This is a genomic window from Fulvivirga ligni, assembly GCF_021389935.1.
Taxonomy (GTDB): domain Bacteria; phylum Bacteroidota; class Bacteroidia; order Cytophagales; family Cyclobacteriaceae; genus Fulvivirga; species Fulvivirga ligni.
The window spans coordinates 322,773-339,505 of record NZ_CP089979.1; the positions used below are offsets into that span (position 1 = coordinate 322,773).

Consider the following 16,733-nt stretch of genomic DNA (forward strand, 5'->3'; position numbering starts at 1 on the left):
CGCATGAGCAAATATAAGATCGGACTTTTTGGATTTGGATGTGTAGGGAAAGGACTTTACGAGACACTTACTACCAATAATGATCTGGATGCAGAGATCGTGAAGATCTGCGTGAAAAACAGAGATAAAGACAGGTCTCCTATTTCTAAAGATAAATTCATTTATGATCCTGAAGAGATTTTAAATGATGAAAATATCAATATTGTGGTGGAGCTAATCGATGATGCCAAAGCTGCTTTTGATATTGTGAAAAAATCATTAGAAAAGGGGAAAGCTGTGGTATCTGCCAATAAAAAGATGGTGGCCGAAAACCTGCCTGAATTGATAGAGCTACAGCAAAAATACAATACTCCGCTTCTTTATGAAGGAGCAGTATGTGGTAGTATTCCTGTAATCAGAAACCTAAATGATTACTACGCTTCAGAGCAAATTACTGAGGTGAAAGGCATTTTCAATGGCTCTTCTAATTATATCTTAACCAAGTTATTTCAAGAGGGGCAGTCATATGCAGAGGCACTGAAAGAAGCTCAGGACAATGGCTTTGCCGAAACAGACCCAACGCTAGATGTCGGCGGTTTTGACCCTAAGTTTAAGCTTAGCATAGTTATTCAGCATGCTTTCGGTATTGCGGTGCATCCGGAAAACATCTTTAACTGGGGTATCCAGAATATTTCTGATCAAGACATTGAATTTGCTAAAGAGCGTGATTTAAAAATCAAACTTGTAGCCAAAGCCAGTACTATTGATGATCAAATTTCATTGCTTGTTGCACCTCATTATATAGACTCTGATAATCCTCTTTACCATGTAGAGAATGAGTTTAACTGTGTGCTCATCAATGGTAAATATGCCAGTGAGCAAACATTAATAGGTAAAGGTGCAGGAAGTTTGCCTACAGGCCTGGCAGTACTGGCCGATGTAGCCTCACTTACAAAAGACTACTCTTATAATTATAATGAAAGCAGGCCACTTACCATCACAGAAGGTGCCTCTGAAGTGTACCTAAGATTTGACGATGTTAATGACATAGACCTTTCTCTTTTTGAATCTATTTCAGAGAAGTTTATCGGTCAGAAACACGGTTATTTAATCGGTAAAATTGAATTATCTGATCTGAAGAATATTTTGAAAGAAGCAGATCATAAAGTGAATGTAGTATTCACATCTGGCAAAGACGCCGAAATAGAAGTATCTAAGCTAACCTACTCATACGCTTAAAGTAGGAAGCCTCCTTTCTGACTTGCAGATAAGGAGGCTTCTTTATTTTTGGGATATTTTTTATTTACAAAGCACTAGCTTCGAAAACCATTACCTGACCATCATCCTCAGAACTTACAACTAGTAAACTAGCGCCGGTTGGGCTCTGGCTAGCCGGGATAAATATTAGACCTTCAGGAGCATCTCCCGTCTCTAATATTTGTAAGAAAGTAGGCTGCTCAGGATTAGTAACATCATAAACCACCACGGCATCCACTCTTTCTAAACCTATGAAAGCGATTACTTTATCGCCCATTTTACCTATAGTTACACCTTCTGGCTCCACGCCTTTGTTATCGCTTCTGCTATCATCATATATGCCATAATCATTAATAGCTTTTTCCATGGCGCTACCGCAATCATATTTTAGATCTCCATTGCTGGCATCCCAAATACTGAAAGAGCGAGCTCCAGGAACATAAAGTTCTTCGAAAATCCCATCAGTATCAGTGTCTCCAAGTGTAGTAGTAATAGTAAGCCTTCCTAGCTTATCATCATCTTGAATGTTTGGATCTTCAAATTCCATTTGATCAATATATATACTCTTGGCTCTTTCTTCTTCGCTGTAGCCATCATAATCTCTGGTATCGCCTTCATTGGCAGTAATAATATACTCAGTTTCTCCAACGCTGAAATAAGCTAATGCATCCGGCATATAGATCCCCTTTACAGGGTACAGACCAAAGCTCACCTCATCATCTTTATCGCTAGGGTCAATTTCATTACCCTCAGCACTAAAATCTTTAAACCCTAATGGAAAAATCTTAGTGATAGCACCAGCATCAATATCAACTTTAGCAATTCCATTATTTTCCTGTAAACTTACCCAGGCATACTTCGAATCATCAGATATAGTAATGTATTCAGGCTCAACATCTTGCGCGAAGGAAGCACCCGGTCCGAATATTCTAAATCCTTCAGCTTCCAGAGTAGCTTGGTCTGCTGCAAAACCATCAAAAGAAAGTGTAGTTACAGCATAATCAGAAGCAACATTTATAATTGAAATAGATCCATTAGGGTCTACTTCATAATCATCATCAGGCTCACCTTCATTAGCAGATAAAATATACTTTGCATCCGGAGAAAATGTCACCATATCAGGCAACGCACCAACAGTCACAACTTTTACCTCGGTATGATCTGAGGTTTTGAACACAACTACTTTTCCATTTTCTTGCTTGTTATCAGCTTCTACTGCTGCTGCCAAAAGACCATTCTTTACGGCTACACTATTTACACCACCACCATAAGGCGTGATATCTATACTACCTATAGCAGATAAGTTAGAAGGATCAGAAAAATCGAGAATGTCAATTTTTGAATCGTTCTCATTATTAACTACAAATAACTTCTTAGTAGATGGATCATAGGCGGAAATTTCGGCGGCTCCGCCATCAGTGCCGGTAGCCAGGTTTATGGACCCAATTTTCTCGAAAGATGAGGGATCTTCTACTACGGCGGCTTCGTCATCCTTAATAGTCAAAGTAAATGTCTTTTGGGATCCTAATTCAAATCCACTACCAAAACCAAATTTTATGGTTTTATCCTCTTCATCAACATTATTATCAATGGCATTAACTAAAAAACCACTGTATGTTTCCCCTGCAGGTACGGTAACAGCTATTTTACCCGATGCACCATTAGGTGTAGTAGTAAAGTCTTCTCCGTAAACTTCAGTATTAGGGATAGTTACTTCCACCGTTCTATCTTCATTAGAAATGGTGGAGAATCTTATGTATACAGGGTGTCCGATAGAATCTTCAGGTATGCTTCCTGTAGTTTCAACAAACTCCAGCACGTTAGGCACATCACAGCAATCTTCATCATCCGAACAGCTAAACTGTAGGGTTATCATAGCCAAAAGAGCTAATGATATAATAATTTTTTTCATGGTATTGGTTTAATTAATTAAGCTCACGAAACTAAGCGCATATAGCCCATAATGTGATTAAGAAATAATTATGATACTATTAATTTGAAGCCTCAAATAAAAACACAATGTTAACAACGAAAAAACCTTTCATTATTTATCTCAAGTTTCAAATTTTAAGGTTTCAAGTTATAGTTTTCGACAATTCCTAAATATATTTGTAGACCCTTGTGTAGGGGGCAATTTTTTATTGAATAAATCATTCAAATTCAATGAGTACAATTATTTTAACATCCATCATAGCATTTACGATTATCATAATGCTATTGGTGTTTATTCTTCTTTTCGCTCAGTCGAAGCTTGTTCAGTCGGGGCCGGTAAACATCGTTATTAATGGGGAGTCTGACAAACCACTTGTAACTTCTGCAGGTTCTACCTTACTTTCTACCTTATCAGCGCAGAAAATTTTCTTACCTTCTGCCTGCGGTGGTGGTGGTACTTGTGCCATGTGTAAGTGTATAGTTGAGGAAGGTGGCGGAGACGTATTGCCTACTGAAGTTGGACACCTGAGTCGTACAGAACAAAAAGAAAATGTTCGTCTTTCTTGCCAGGTAAAGGTAAAGCAAGACATGAAAATAAAAATACCTGAAGAAATCTTCGGTATTAAGAAGTGGGAATGCGAAGTGGTATCTAACTACAACGTGTCTACTTTCATTAAAGAGTTTGTAGTGAAGCTTCCTGAAGGAGAGACTCTTGACTTCGAAGCTGGTGGTTATGTACAGATAGATGTACCTGCTATTACTGTAAACTTCTCTGAAATGGACATCATGCCTAAGCCTGAGCTTGGTCACCCAGATGACGTATTCCAGTCTGACTGGGATAAATTCGGTCTTTGGAGCTTAGTGATGAAAAATGACGAGCCTATCTACAGAGCATATTCTATGGCTAACCACCCTGCGGAAGGTAACATAGTAATGCTTAACATCAGGATTGCTACTCCACCATGGGATAGAGATGCTGGTAAGTGGATGGAAGTTAACCCAGGTATTTGCTCTTCTTATGTATTCTCAAGAAAACCAGGTGATAAAGTTACAGTTTCTGGTCCTTACGGAGAGTTTGCTATTAACTACACTGACCGTGAAATGATCTACATTGGTGGTGGTGCTGGTATGGCTCCATTAAGAGCACAGATCTTCCACTTATTCCATACTTTAAAAACAGATAGAAAAGTATCTTACTGGTATGGTGGTCGTTCTAAGAAAGAATTATTCTATGTGAATCACTTCAGAAAAATTGAAGATGAGTTCCCTAACTTTCAATTTAACATTGCTCTTTCTGAGCCTTTACCTGAAGATAACTGGAAATTAAAGAAAAGTTTAGATGATCGTGATGCTGATGGATACACCGGTTTCATTCACCAATCACTTTTCGATAATTACCTAAAAGATCATCCGGAGCCAGAAGAAGTAGAATTCTACTTATGTGGACCTCCTTTGATGAATGCAGCGGTACTTAAAATGCTCGACGAAATGGGTATTCCGCCAGAAAACATCAGATTTGATGACTTCGGAGGTTAATCCAAGAAATATATAAACAGAAAACCCTAAAGTTCCGGCTTTAGGGTTTTTTGTTTTTAATTAGTGATCAAAAGTCTAAATTTAGATTTCAAAGCAACTGTAACACATGGATTTAAAAATCTTCTTTTCTCCTATTGAGGAAGAGCATTTCGCTCACATAAGACAAGCCAACAGCTTCTATAAAAACATAAAAGTTTATACTGATAAGATGCCAGACTACAGAAACGCTGACATCGCCATCATAGGTGTAAACGAAGAGGCAGGAACAGAGCTAAATAAGGGAACAGCCAAAGGAAGTATTCAAATCCGCAAAAAATTATTTAACCTAAAAAAGGGCCATGGAGCTTACAAAATTGTAGATATGGGCACCTTAAGAAATGGTGTAGACAGGAGCGAAACGTTGGGTAGAATAAAAGAAGTTTGCCAAAATCTAATCGAAAATAATGTGTTGCCCTTGCTTATTGGTGGCTCACATGATTTAGATTACGGCCAATATATGGCATATGAAGATCTGGATAAACTTATCAGCTTGTTAAATGTAGATGCTTTTCTTGATATGGAAGATGGCGCTACGGTAAGTGCCAACGAGCAACATATCCATAAAATCCTGCTGCACGAACCAAATTACCTTTTCAACTATAGCCACCTGGGCTATCAAAGCTATTTGATTGATCCTAACGCTATAGCCATTTTAGAGAAGCTATACTTTGAAGCATACCGAATAGGGCATTTGAGGTCTAATATCAAAGAAATGGAGCCTATCATTAGAAATGCTGACATGCTTTCTTTTGATGTTACAGCCATAAAAAGTAGCGACGCGCCTGGAAATGCCAGTGCTCAACCTTTTGGACTAACTGGCGAAGAAGCTTGTCAAATATGCTGGTATGCAGGAATAAATGAAAAATTAAGCTCGGCAGGCTTTTATGAATATAACCCTGAGTTAGACGACCCTACTTACAAAACTGCAGCGGTAGTGGCCACCATGATCTGGTATTTTATCGAAGGTTTTTATAATCGTAAAAATGAAAATAACTTCAAGAATAATGACTATCTCAGATTTGTAGTATCCATGCCTTCTGAACCTGAAGTACTACACTTCTACAAAAGTAAAATCAGTGAAAAATGGTGGATGGAGGTACCTTACCCGCAAGGAAAGGAAAAATATTCCAGAAACTGCATCATACCTTGCTCCTACACTGACTATCAAATAGCCACCAAAGGCGAGCTGCCAGAAAGATACATCACCACCCACGCCAAACTAATCTAACATGAAAAATCTATCCCTATTCATACTGATTGCCTTAGGGTTTCTTATGTTAAATTGTAGCTCTCCTTCAGCTGAAAACATCATGAATGAGGCCATAGTACAAGCCGGATCAGAAAATCTGAATGGTAAAGAGGTAGAATTTAAATTTAGAGATAAGGAATATGGCGCAAAGTTTAGCAATGGCAAATTCGAATATGTGCGACTATTCCAAGATACTGCGGGGCTGGTTAGAGATGTACTTACTAACGACGGATTTAAAAGAGAAATAAACGGAAAAACAGTAAACCTGCCAGACACAATGAGTCACAAGTACAGCAATTCTGTAAACTCTGTGATTTACTTTGCCTTACTTCCCTACAGCTTAAATGATGCTGCGGTTAACAACAACTATCTAGGAGAAGTGACCATTAAAGATGAACAATACCACAAAATAAAAGTGACGTTCGATCAAGCTGGTGGTGGCGAAGATTTTGAAGATGTATTTATCTATTGGATCAACAAAGACACCAAAAACATCGATTATCTGGCATATGAATATAATACGAATGGCGGTGGTATGAGATTCAGAGAAGCTTATAATGAAAGAACCATATCAGATATCCGGTTTGTAGATTATAATAATTTACAACCTACCGAAGAGGTGGAGCTAGAAAAAATTGATGAGGTATATTCCAATGGAAAGTTAGAAAAGCTATCAGAGATTAATTTAGAGTCTATTACAGTCAACTCTATCGAATAGTTCTGACTTTATTCACTTTGAATATAGTATAAACTAAAACCGGCAATGATAAAAGCTGAAGTATCAACAGCTTGTTAAGATTATTCTCAAGTGTGAAGTCAGATATTTTACCCAATGCTCCCAAAATATTGCTGAGGCCAATAATCATTACAAGGTCTATTATAATGAAGGCCATTACATTCAGCCACCATGGGTTAACTTGTCCTTTTAACAAGGTAGCATTGTTGGCCTGAATAACCAGAAAGACCGCCACTAAGGGCAAAACAGTGCCATTTAGGCCTTGAGCCAGAATAATGATTGGAATAGGTTTAATATTTAACACACCAAATATGAGCCCTACTGCCAGCACTGATAACCAGCCATAACTATAGGCCTTTTGATGCTTAAAAATATCTTTAGCTATTAATCCGGCAGCCAGTGGTGCCGTTACTGAAGAGGTAAAACCTGCCACCAATAAACCTATAGCCATAGCCGCTCCAGCCCAGGCTCCCAGGTGATTTCCTACCACCTCGGTGAGCTTAACAAAAGATACCGTCCCTGACATTTCTGTTCCCACCAAGAGGATAGCTATAGAAATAATTCCTCCGAAAAGCACAGAGATTACTAACCCAAACCTCATCCCTTTCAAATCATGGCCGTTACTGATCCCAGAACCAAGAAATAAATTGTAGGGAACAATGGTGGTTCCTATAAGCCCTATCACTATCCACTCACTATCTGACGGGATTGAAGGCATTATTTCTTGAATTTCCCAATGACTAAAATCAAGCTGCAAAGCCACCAAACATACGAGAACGCCCATGACGGCCACCATAGTGCCTAATGACTTAGTGACTTGCTGAACATTTCCAAGCGCTAAAATCAATAAGCAAAGTATACCAAGTATAATTACGCCTAATAAATCAGCCATTGGAATCAATTGTTTCAGACCTGATAAAGCTCCAAGTATATTGCCAGCCTCATAAGCCGCACAACCTATAATCACAGAGACGCCGATTACAGCCATGATTTTTCTTCCGGCAAGTATTTGGGTAATATGCTTACCGCTGACAATGGTAATTCGAGCGGCCATTTCTTGTAGAACAATACATGCCAATGTTGAAAAAATCAGAGCCCAAACTAATTGCACTCCATAAGAAGCTCCGGCTGCGGAAGCTGTGGCTAAAGTGCCAGGCCCAATGAATGCAGCCGAAATAACTGACCAGAAAAGAATTTGTATAAGTCGGGCTTTATATTTCAAGGCAATTTGCTAATTATCTATAAAACAAAGAGTTAAAGTTTACTGACTTTGAACCTGAAAAATCGAGCGGGCTGAGTTCAAAAATTATTTATTAAAATGAAATAAGTGTTCAATGTAACATTTATTTCATTTTGATGAAGTCTTTTTTAAACAAAATCGACAACTCACTACTCAACACTGGTTTGAAAGCTAATAATAAAACTATTTTAATATTGAATAAAAATTATCAGCAATACTGTTCAGGTTCAGCAAGATGTAAGAAATCTCTACACTTACAGGCAAGCTTGGTCAAACGTAAGTTTAGAGCAATAATTACCTTTATAAATCACACAAGATTTGGCATATTGCGTCTCAACCTAATTCAACCAGAAATTAAGATTTTTAATTTCAACCTAAACCCGGGGATTTTTTGGTCGAAGATCATAAAATACCTGTAAACCAGAAAAGGGAGCCAAATGGCTCCCTTTTTCTTTTATGAGTAATACTCTTTTATCAAATCTTCTACTATCTTTTTCACAGGCCGCACCTCCTTGACATACTCTATTGAGGGGCCTGCACACCAGACCGTTTTATAAGTAGCTCCAAAGGCTGCATTTTGAAGACTTTTCATCCCTTTATAAAAGGTGAGCATCTTCACATACTTCTTCAAGGTTCTGTTTTTATTGAGCAACCTCTCTAGCCAATTCTGGCTAGTCCCAATCTTCTGCACATATGGCGTGTTTATAACTGTGCAAGGCGTACCTGACAGCTTATCTGTCATTACTATATCCTTGCCTCCATATTGCACGATGGCCTTTTTATAGTCATCAGAAACTCCTGCCTCGTCAGATGCTATAAACGGGCTACCCATAGAAATACCACAGGATCCTGCTTCCAGTTTTTCTTTAAACTGGGTGCCAGTAGCCACACCTCCGGCAGAAATAACAGGGATATTGCAGGCCTCTTTTAACATTGGGATCAACTCCGCAGCAGGAATGTTACCTGCATGGCCACCCGCTTCAGAATTTACCGCAATAACAGCATCAGCACCCAGCGCCTCTACTTTTTTAGCATAGGAAGCCTCTGTGACATCACAAAAAACTTTTATACCATTCTTCTTACAGGCTGCTATCACTTCCTTTGGACTTCCAAGGGAAGTGATAATGAAATCTACTTTATGCTCCACGCAGGTATCTAGTTGTTGTTTTAATTTATAGTTTGATTTATTAACTATTAAATTAATTCCAATCGGCCCTGACACCTGGCTACGTATTTCTTTTAGTGCTGCACTAAACTCCTCGTTGGTTCTATAGTTGAGTGCGGGAATTGCACCAGTTATACCAGCTTTTACCGCCTCAATAACCATAGTGGTGTTAGACACCAGAAACATTGGAGCTATTATTATCGGGTACTTAATACCCAACATTTCTGTGAGCTCTGTTTTAATGGGCTCCATCAATCCCGTGTTGATCAATCAGATAAACTAAAGCGGCCATACTTGCTGCACCCATCTCCAGTTCACGCTTATCAATTTTGTCAAATGTATCAGCATCTGTGTGATGGTAGTTGAAATAGCGCTGAGAATCTGGCAAGAATCCAATCAAAGCAGTCCCCTGATCCTCTAAAGGACCTATATCTGCTCCTGAGCCAGGCTTACCAAAATCATAAATGCCATATGGCTCAAATAGTTCTTTCCATGATTCCAGAGTGCTTACAGCTTTTTTAGTTCCTGATATGGTAAATCCTTTAGGAGTAAAACCACCTCTGTCTGATTCGATAGCAGCCAAATGCTTCTCTTTATTTTTCTTAGCCAATTCTGCATACTTTAATCCACCACGTAAACCATTCTCTTCATTCATATACATTACTGCTCTGATGCTATGCTTAGGCTTATAGTTCAGTGCTTTTAAAGTTCTAAGTACTTCAATAGACTGTACGCAACCTGCACCGTCATCATGAGCACCATCACCAAGATCCCATGAATCTAAATGACCACCCACTACAATATATTCGTTAGGCTTTGAAGTTCCTGTCATCTCCCCTATCACATTATAAGAAAGTACTTCTGGCAGCATTTCACAATGTGTTTCGATATAAAGCTTAGTATTAGCATCACCCTTTAACGCTCTGCTTAAGTAATTTGCAGAGTTGGTGCTTATTGCCACACCAGGAATTTGCTTCACACCTTTTTCATAAACCAGGCCACCGGTATGAGGAATATCGTCATCATTAGAAGCCATGGACCTAACAACCACAGCTAGGGCTCCTAATTTTGCTGCTTCAGAAGCTCCCTTTGCTCTTTGGTCCACAGCACCACCGTAGGCCGCAAACGTACTGATCAAAGTAGGATCCATAGGGCGGCTAAAGAAAACTATCTTACCAGCCACACCTGACTTACCCAGCTTTTTTAATTCATCAAAATCTTTCACCTCTACCACTGAAGCTAAAACTCCTTGATCTCCAGTGCCTACAGAATTACCTAAAGCACAAGTTTTCAGCTCCATCGGACCAAAAATATCAGATCCTGTAACCTTTACTATTTCTTTTTTACCACGCACCCAGTGAGGCACCATTACTTCTTGCAAGAAAACAGTATCGAATCCGTAAGCCTTCATGGTTTGCTTACTCCACTCCACAGCCGCAGCTGCTTCAGGTGAGCCACTAAGCCTACCGCCTATTTCATTACTTAAATAATCAAGCTTCTGATACGCCTCTCCGTGCTGAAGAGTCTCATCAAAGATGCTTTTTAGCATTTCTTTATCATCCTGAGCATTAGCTGATCCTATTCCCAATAATGCGAGGATCAATACAAAATTTACAATTCTCATTTAACTAATATTTAATTAATATTCTCATAACCTACTTCACTGCGCCGATGGTTATATTTATGCCTCTTTTTGTCAAAGGTTAACTATTTTATGACATGCACAGCGTTTTAGGGAATGAAAATTAGAATTAATTCCATTAAAAACAGAATTCTCACTGGCTTTTTGTGCATCACTTTTATTTCTGCACTTCTTTCAGTTTTTAGTTTCTATTATATTGATAAAATAGACAATATTAGATCCTTTGATAAGCGCATTTCTAAAATTGAGGTACTTACACTTAACCTGATCAAGGAAGATAATGACTTCTATGATCTGGAGACTATCAATGAGCAATACTTCAAGACTAAAAAGAGTAAAATTTTAGATCGAAGAAATGCGCTGAAGACAGACATCAGCAGAGAACTTAATGACATAAGGCAAGAAGATAAGATCATCAACATTGATGTATATCTTACTAACATTTCCCAATCATTAGACGAATACAATCACACCTTTGATAAACTTGCCACCATGGTGTATCAGCGTGGGTTTAGAGACTACGGCGTTGAGGGAGAAATGAGAAGATATGCCCATGCGCTAGAAGAGCACACTGATGCCATCAGCCTATCTAACGTTCTTTCATTAAGGCGCCATGAAAAGGATTTCTTACTAAGGAATGATCCTGAGTATATCGAAAAGCATCAAATCCTCTCCAGCTCAATACTAAATAATCTAAGACAAAAACGATCAGGAGACACCGTTATTCACATTGTGGAACAATATGCTGACAACTTCAGAAAGCTTGTTAAGTATCAGGATAGCATTGGTGTAAATAGTAACGAAGGCCTAAGACATGCGCTAAACGAGATGACAGCCGACATTAGTAGTCAGTTCGAAACTCTTACCAGCGTTACGGATAGCCAGGTTGAAAAAATCACTGAAAAGGTAATTTTCATCTTTGTTTCGATAGTACTCACATCCATTTTACTTTCACTTATTCTAAGTTATCTCATAGCCAACCGGCTGAGCAGGCCCATCAAGAAGTTATCTCTACTCATGAAAAGAGTGATGGAAAATGAATACTCAGGAAACAATAGATTGAAATTTAAAAACCCCACCAGTGAAATAGATAACCTATCAAAATCCTTTTTCACGTTAATGCGTCAAACACAGGCACAGATGCAGGAAATCGGGGATAAGACAAGTCAGCTAAAGTATCAAAACACTGAGCTAACAAAACTAAATATGGAGCTAGACAGCTTTATTTATAGCACTGCTCATGACTTAAGGGCTCCCTTATCCTCAATTTTAGGGCTGATTAATCTCGCGAAGACGGATGATCCGGCTCGAACGCAAGAGTACTTGAGCTATATGGAAACCAGTGTTACTAAAATGGAAAAATTCATCACAGATGTAGTGGCCTATTCAAAAAATAAAAAATTAGAACTAATCGTAGAGCCCATTCAGGTAGAAGAATTCATCAATAACATCTTTGAAAACAGCCAGTTTATCCCGGAATACAAGCACATCACCAGAAACATATCAATCACCGGCCAAGAGACATTGTATAGCGACTCTAACAGGCTATATATAATTTTAAATAACCTTATTTCAAATGCCATTAGATATTCTGATCTGGATAAAGAACAGCCTTTTATTTCTATTGAGGTGAATATTACTGATAGAAGAATGCTCCTTGTTTTTTCAGACAATGGTCAGGGCATAAGCCAAAACCACCTGAATAAAATTTTCAATATGTTCTATCGGGCTTCTGAACAATCCAATGGATCGGGACTAGGACTATTTATCCTAAGAGAATCGATCATCAAGCTCAAAGGCAAAGTAGAAGTGACTTCAGAACTAAATGAAGGCACTACATTTACCATTACGCTGCCTAACAAAAAGAATAAGTTTAAGAAAGCCCAGCAGCTGGAAGAAACTCTATTTGCACCTTAACGACGGCGTTTTCCCCCACCCTTTTTCTTAAAGTTACCAGAAGGCTTCTTCTTGAACTTGTCATTTTTCTTATCGTAGACGTTTTTCTTTTCGTGAAACGCCCCCTTAAAATCAGGATTTTCGCGTCTTTTGAAAGTGTCAATCTCCCGCTCTATATCCTGCCTCTCCATCTTCGGTGTTTCAGTTATCTCTACTCCATCCGGAATAGGTTTTACCTGAATTTTTTCATTGATCAGTTTTTCAATTTTACCGATATGTAAAAGTTCGGCCTTATTGGCAAAAGTAATAGCCATACCTTCCTTTGTAGCCCGACCTGTTCTACCAATTCTGTGCACGTAATCTTCATAGATAATAGGCACATCAAAATTAATTACGTGAGACACTTCTGTTACATCGATCCCCCGCGCAGACACATCGGTTGACACCAATACCCTTAGATCCCCAGATTTAAACTCGTTGATGGCATTGATTCGACTATTTTGACCTTTATTAGAATGTATAACACGGATAGTACCATAGTCCTTTCTATCTAAATACTTATATACATTATCGGCTGTAGTCTTTGTTCTGGTAAAGATCAATACTCTTTTAAATTCTTCCTTCTTCAGAAAATACTCTAGCAAATTGATTTTACTTTTCAGGTTAGGAACTTCATACAGTTCCTGCTCTACGGTTTCTGCTACAGTAGATTGAGGAGCTACTTCTACCACCTCAGGAAACTCTAAAAATTCCTGAGAAAGCTGGACTACTTTTTCAGGCATGGTAGCTGAGAAGAGGAGATTCTGACGCTTTACCGGAATAATTTCTAATATCTTTCGGATCTGCGGCATGAAACCCATATCCATCATTTTATCAGCCTCATCCAGCACTAGAGTTTTTATCTGCTTGGTATTAAGCTCACCCTTCAAATAAATGTCCATAAACCTACCAGGAGTAGCAATAATTATGTCTACACCCTTTTGTACCATCTCTATCTGGGTTTTAGGTCCCACACCACCGTAAAGGGCAGCATATCTAATGTCAGTGTAAGCCGAAAGTTCCTTTACAGATTCTTCTATCTGGAGTGCCAGCTCACGAGTAGGTGCAAGTATGAGTGCTCGCGGATCCATACCCTGGGCATACTTCACCTTAAATAAAATAGGTAGTACAAAGGCCGCCGTTTTTCCCGTACCGGTCTGAGCTATGCCCATAAGATCATGCCCATTCAAAATTAAGGGTATAGCTTTCTGCTGAATGGGAGTTGGCAGCGTATAACCCTGCTCTTCCACAGCATTTAGCAGTTGCTTATTTAATTTAAAATCCTGAAAGCTCGCCTCTTCGGTACTCATAAATAGTAAAGTTTATTTGATGTTGCAGCTAAAAACAAGAAATTTGCCTCTATGCAAACCACACTTATAACCAATGCCCAGGTTGTTAATGAAGGTAAGATCTTTCCTTCAGACATCCTGATAAAGGGCGAAATTATCGAAAAAATAGATGATAACATCTCTTCTGAGCATGTGAATGAAGTAATAGATGCTAAAGGTAGCTTTGTAATACCAGGAATTATTGATGATCAGGTTCATTTTAGAGAGCCGGGCCTTACTCATAAAGCTAATATTTACACTGAAGCCAGAGCGGCGGTAGCAGGTGGTGTTACTTCTTTTATGGAAATGCCTAACACTGTTCCCAACGCACTTACGCAAGAGCTACTGGAAGATAAATATGCCATAGCAGCACAGAGTTCTCTGGCTAATTATTCTTTCTTCATGGGAGCTAGTAACGATAATATTGAAGAGGTTTTAAAAACACCTTCAGATAAGGTTTGCGGTGTGAAGGTGTTTATGGGTTCTTCTACTGGAAATATGCTGGTGGATAATGAAGAAACATTGAGCAATATTTTTTCCAAAGTGCCTATGCTCATAGCCACTCATTGTGAAGATGAGGCCACTATTAGAAGGAATACAGCTATTTTCAAAGAGAAATATGGCGAAGATGTGCCTGTTAAATACCATCCTGAAATTAGAAGTGAAGAGGCTTGCTATTTATCATCTTCTCAGGCTGTGGCCTTAGCAAAAAAGCATGGAGCCAGACTTCATATTTTACATATAAGCACTGAAAAGGAATTAAGCCTGTTCGACAATTCCATTCCACTTAAAGACAAGAAGATTACGGCTGAAGCCTGTATCCACCACCTGTGGTTTAATGATAGCGATTATGAGCAAAAAGGAACATTTATCAAATGGAATCCTGCTGTAAAAAAAGCATCTGATCAGGCCGCCATCTTCCAAGCTATTTTAGATGACAAAATTGATGTAATAGCCACAGATCACGCTCCTCACACTCTTGAAGAGAAAAAGAATACTTACTTTAAAGCACCTTCAGGTGGCCCTTTAATTCAGCATAGCCTTGTGGCCATGATGGATTTCTATCATCAAGAGAAAATAAGCATGGAAAAGATAGTGGAGAAAATGTGTCATAATCCTGCTATCATGTTTGACATTGACCGTAGAGGTTTTATAAAAGAAGGAAATTTTGCTGATATCACGATAGTGAATCCTAACAGCAAGTGGGAAGTAGAAAGAGATAATATATTGGCTAAATGTGGCTGGTCTCCTTTCGAAGGCCATATATTTTCATCTAAAGTGGAGCACACTATTGTTTCCGGGCATCATGTATATAACAATGGCAGTTTTAACGAAACCCAGAAAGGGCAACGTTTAAGATTCATTAGATAAAATATTTCGGCAATAGTATTTGTAAATTAAAAACTACTCTCTAAATTTGCAGTCCCTTTTGGGGAAAATGGTGGTTGTAGTTCAGTTGGTTAGAACGCCTGATTGTGGTTCAGGAGGTCGTCGGTTCGAGCCCGATCTTCCACCCCAAAGCCTTCTTAGAAATAAGAAGGCTTTTTTTATGCCCTTACCTTTTTACTTTTAGCCGTATTACTATTAACTTTTACTCCTGATTTAAAGTTAATTGTAGCATCTATGACTAAAAGCGATGTCTTCTTCAATGAACTCCCATTTAAAGAAAAGCTGAGAACGCTATTTCTTGAAGGCGACTTCATCGTTTCGATAAGATATTATGGATATAAAGTAAACCTCTATTTACTCAATAATTTCTATGTAGAAGTATTCTACAATCATAAGCATGATTTCATTGAGAAGGTATTACCGCTAGATAAGAATCATAGTAGAATGAAGTTTTATTCTGACCAGATCAAGCTTCCTGTAGATATATAAAAAAAGCCGCTATTAAGCGGCTTTTTTTTATGGTTGTAACGTGTTTTGTAATTATGCTGTAGCAGTAGACTCAGTCTTCTGAGACTCAAGCATAGCAATCTTAAATGTTTTCTTGGCTTTATAACCACAGTAACCACACTCATAGTGCTTCATAAGCTCACCTTCAGCTTCCACTGATGGAGCCTGAAGAATCTCTTCTCTTGAAACTCTAAATGTTTGGTAGTTACACTCAGGGCACTGCAATGCGTGCAAGTGACCAGCATATTTTTCTATTTTAGTATAGCCTGTTTCTTCGTCTACCCATACGTCATAGTCTATAGAGAAAATATTTTCCTCAGCCTGCATACCTTCATCCAGATAAACATCTTCTTCCTCTTCACTTAAAAGCTTCATTGGCTTGCCAGTTTTAGGAGAAACTCTTGGCTTATAACGTAATCTCTTTAATCTTTTCTCGATGTAGAAAGGGTAGTAAAACTTCAATAAGTTTTGAATGATAACACCGAAAATTAAACCCATGGAAACCGTAACGAATACTCGCACGAATAACCACATAATATTAATCTCAGTAATAGTGCTATTCGCAAAGAATCCTCCAGCAAGAATGAGGAGAACACTGCAAGTCATTAAAATATTAATCTCACTTCTATTAATATAATCGTACTTAGTCTTTGAGTCACTGGTGGCAGCCAACTTAATGATATGCCCTAACAAAATCAATAAGGAAACGCCCGCTAAACCAAACGCTAAATATAGCGTCCACGTGTTCCAGGTCTCAAAAGATTGCATCGAAGTTTCTTCCATGGCCTCTAACTTTTAA

General features: G+C 38.5%; 13 protein-coding genes and 1 tRNA gene. 8 read left to right on the plus strand and 6 right to left on the minus strand.

What is annotated here, in order from left to right:
• The first annotated feature begins 3 nt into the window (after positions 1-3).
• Entirely contained in the window at positions 4-1,218 is a 1,215-nt protein-coding gene (locus LVD16_RS01475) for a homoserine dehydrogenase (RefSeq protein WP_233771812.1), read from the plus strand.
• Between the two features lie 64 nt (positions 1,219-1,282).
• On the opposite strand, the gene LVD16_RS01480 is transcribed toward LVD16_RS01475, so the two are convergent.
• On the minus strand, positions 1,283-3,148 hold the full coding sequence (locus LVD16_RS01480) for a choice-of-anchor I family protein (RefSeq protein WP_233771813.1): 1,866 nt from the start codon (positions 3,146-3,148) through the stop codon (positions 1,283-1,285).
• Positions 3,149-3,399: 251 nt separating this feature from the next.
• On the opposite strand from LVD16_RS01480, the gene nqrF reads away from it, so the two are divergent.
• The 3 genes from nqrF to LVD16_RS01495 all read left to right on the plus strand — a co-directional run bounded on the left by nqrF (position 3,400) and on the right by LVD16_RS01495 (position 6,710).
• Positions 3,400-4,704 carry an NADH:ubiquinone reductase (Na(+)-transporting) subunit F gene (gene nqrF / locus LVD16_RS01485; RefSeq protein WP_233771814.1) on the plus strand — a complete coding sequence of 435 codons (1,305 nt, stop codon included), beginning with the start codon at positions 3,400-3,402 and terminating at the stop codon, positions 4,702-4,704.
• Between the two features lie 106 nt (positions 4,705-4,810).
• Positions 4,811-5,971 carry a formimidoylglutamase gene (locus LVD16_RS01490; protein WP_233771815.1) on the plus strand — a complete coding sequence of 387 codons (1,161 nt, stop codon included), beginning with the start codon at positions 4,811-4,813 and terminating at the stop codon, positions 5,969-5,971.
• Between the two features lies 1 nt (position 5,972).
• Positions 5,973-6,710, plus strand: coding sequence for a DUF6503 family protein (locus LVD16_RS01495; protein ID WP_233771816.1), 738 nt, complete (start codon positions 5,973-5,975; stop codon positions 6,708-6,710).
• Here LVD16_RS01495 and LVD16_RS01500 read toward each other — a convergent pair.
• The 3 genes from LVD16_RS01500 to LVD16_RS01510 all read right to left on the minus strand — a co-directional run bounded on the left by LVD16_RS01500 (position 6,700) and on the right by LVD16_RS01510 (position 10,757).
• Positions 6,700-7,950 (minus strand): NRAMP family divalent metal transporter, encoded by a 1,251-nt coding sequence (locus LVD16_RS01500; RefSeq protein ID WP_233771817.1) that lies wholly within the window; start codon positions 7,948-7,950, stop codon positions 6,700-6,702. The genes LVD16_RS01495 and LVD16_RS01500 overlap by 11 nt on opposite strands.
• A gap of 472 nt (positions 7,951-8,422) precedes the next feature.
• Positions 8,423-9,385 (minus strand): NAD(P)H-dependent flavin oxidoreductase, encoded by a 963-nt coding sequence (locus LVD16_RS01505; protein WP_233771818.1) that lies wholly within the window; start codon positions 9,383-9,385, stop codon positions 8,423-8,425.
• On the minus strand, positions 9,372-10,757 hold the full coding sequence (locus LVD16_RS01510; RefSeq protein WP_233771819.1) for a M28 family peptidase: 1,386 nt from the start codon (positions 10,755-10,757) through the stop codon (positions 9,372-9,374). The genes LVD16_RS01505 and LVD16_RS01510 overlap by 14 nt, the downstream gene beginning before the upstream one ends.
• 114 nt (positions 10,758-10,871) lie before the next feature.
• On the opposite strand from LVD16_RS01510, the gene LVD16_RS01515 reads away from it, so the two are divergent.
• A complete protein-coding gene (locus tag LVD16_RS01515) occupies positions 10,872-12,692 on the plus strand; it encodes a sensor histidine kinase (RefSeq protein WP_233771820.1) in 1,821 nt (606 codons plus the stop codon).
• Here the strand turns inward: LVD16_RS01515 and LVD16_RS01520 are convergent.
• Complete coding sequence (locus tag LVD16_RS01520) at positions 12,689-14,020, minus strand: DEAD/DEAH box helicase (RefSeq protein WP_233771821.1); 1,332 nt, start codon at positions 14,018-14,020, stop codon at positions 12,689-12,691. The genes LVD16_RS01515 and LVD16_RS01520 overlap by 4 nt on opposite strands.
• Before the next feature lie 51 nt (positions 14,021-14,071).
• On the opposite strand from LVD16_RS01520, the gene LVD16_RS01525 reads away from it, so the two are divergent.
• The 3 genes from LVD16_RS01525 to LVD16_RS01535 all read left to right on the plus strand — a co-directional run bounded on the left by LVD16_RS01525 (position 14,072) and on the right by LVD16_RS01535 (position 15,916).
• Positions 14,072-15,409, plus strand: a complete 1,338-nt coding sequence (locus tag LVD16_RS01525; protein WP_233771822.1) for a dihydroorotase — start codon at positions 14,072-14,074, stop codon at positions 15,407-15,409.
• A gap of 70 nt (positions 15,410-15,479) precedes the next feature.
• Positions 15,480-15,556, plus strand: a tRNA-His gene (locus LVD16_RS01530).
• A gap of 105 nt (positions 15,557-15,661) precedes the next feature.
• Positions 15,662-15,916 (plus strand): hypothetical protein, encoded by a 255-nt coding sequence (locus tag LVD16_RS01535; RefSeq protein ID WP_233771823.1) that lies wholly within the window; start codon positions 15,662-15,664, stop codon positions 15,914-15,916.
• 51 nt (positions 15,917-15,967) lie between these two features.
• Here LVD16_RS01535 and LVD16_RS01540 read toward each other — a convergent pair whose 3' ends face one another.
• Positions 15,968-16,717 carry a hypothetical protein gene (locus LVD16_RS01540; RefSeq protein WP_233771824.1) on the minus strand — a complete coding sequence of 250 codons (750 nt, stop codon included), beginning with the start codon at positions 16,715-16,717 and terminating at the stop codon, positions 15,968-15,970.
• Between the last annotated feature and the right edge of the window lie 16 nt (positions 16,718-16,733).

Bases quoted from the DNA above. Each gene is read 5' to 3' on its own strand.
- LVD16_RS01480 (WP_233771813.1), bottom strand. From the start codon at position 3,148: ATGAAAAAAATTATTATATCATTAGCTCTTTTGGCTATGATAACCCTA.
- LVD16_RS01505 (WP_233771818.1), bottom strand. From the start codon at position 9,385: ATGGAGCCCATTAAAACAGAGCTCACAGAAATGTTGGGTATTAAGTAC.
- LVD16_RS01495 (WP_233771816.1), top strand. From the start codon at position 5,973: ATGAAAAATCTATCCCTATTCATACTGATTGCCTTAGGGTTTCTTATG.
- LVD16_RS01540 (WP_233771824.1), bottom strand. From the start codon at position 16,717: ATGGAAGAAACTTCGATGCAATCTTTTGAGACCTGGAACACGTGGACG.
- LVD16_RS01490 (WP_233771815.1), top strand. From the start codon at position 4,811: ATGGATTTAAAAATCTTCTTTTCTCCTATTGAGGAAGAGCATTTCGCT.
- LVD16_RS01515 (WP_233771820.1), top strand. From the start codon at position 10,872: ATGAAAATTAGAATTAATTCCATTAAAAACAGAATTCTCACTGGCTTT.
- LVD16_RS01520 (WP_233771821.1), bottom strand. From the start codon at position 14,020: ATGAGTACCGAAGAGGCGAGCTTTCAGGATTTTAAATTAAATAAGCAA.
- LVD16_RS01510 (WP_233771819.1), bottom strand. From the start codon at position 10,757: ATGAGAATTGTAAATTTTGTATTGATCCTCGCATTATTGGGAATAGGA.
- nqrF (WP_233771814.1), top strand. From the start codon at position 3,400: ATGAGTACAATTATTTTAACATCCATCATAGCATTTACGATTATCATA.
- LVD16_RS01475 (WP_233771812.1), top strand. From the start codon at position 4: ATGAGCAAATATAAGATCGGACTTTTTGGATTTGGATGTGTAGGGAAA.
- LVD16_RS01525 (WP_233771822.1), top strand. From the start codon at position 14,072: ATGCAAACCACACTTATAACCAATGCCCAGGTTGTTAATGAAGGTAAG.
- LVD16_RS01535 (WP_233771823.1), top strand. From the start codon at position 15,662: ATGACTAAAAGCGATGTCTTCTTCAATGAACTCCCATTTAAAGAAAAG.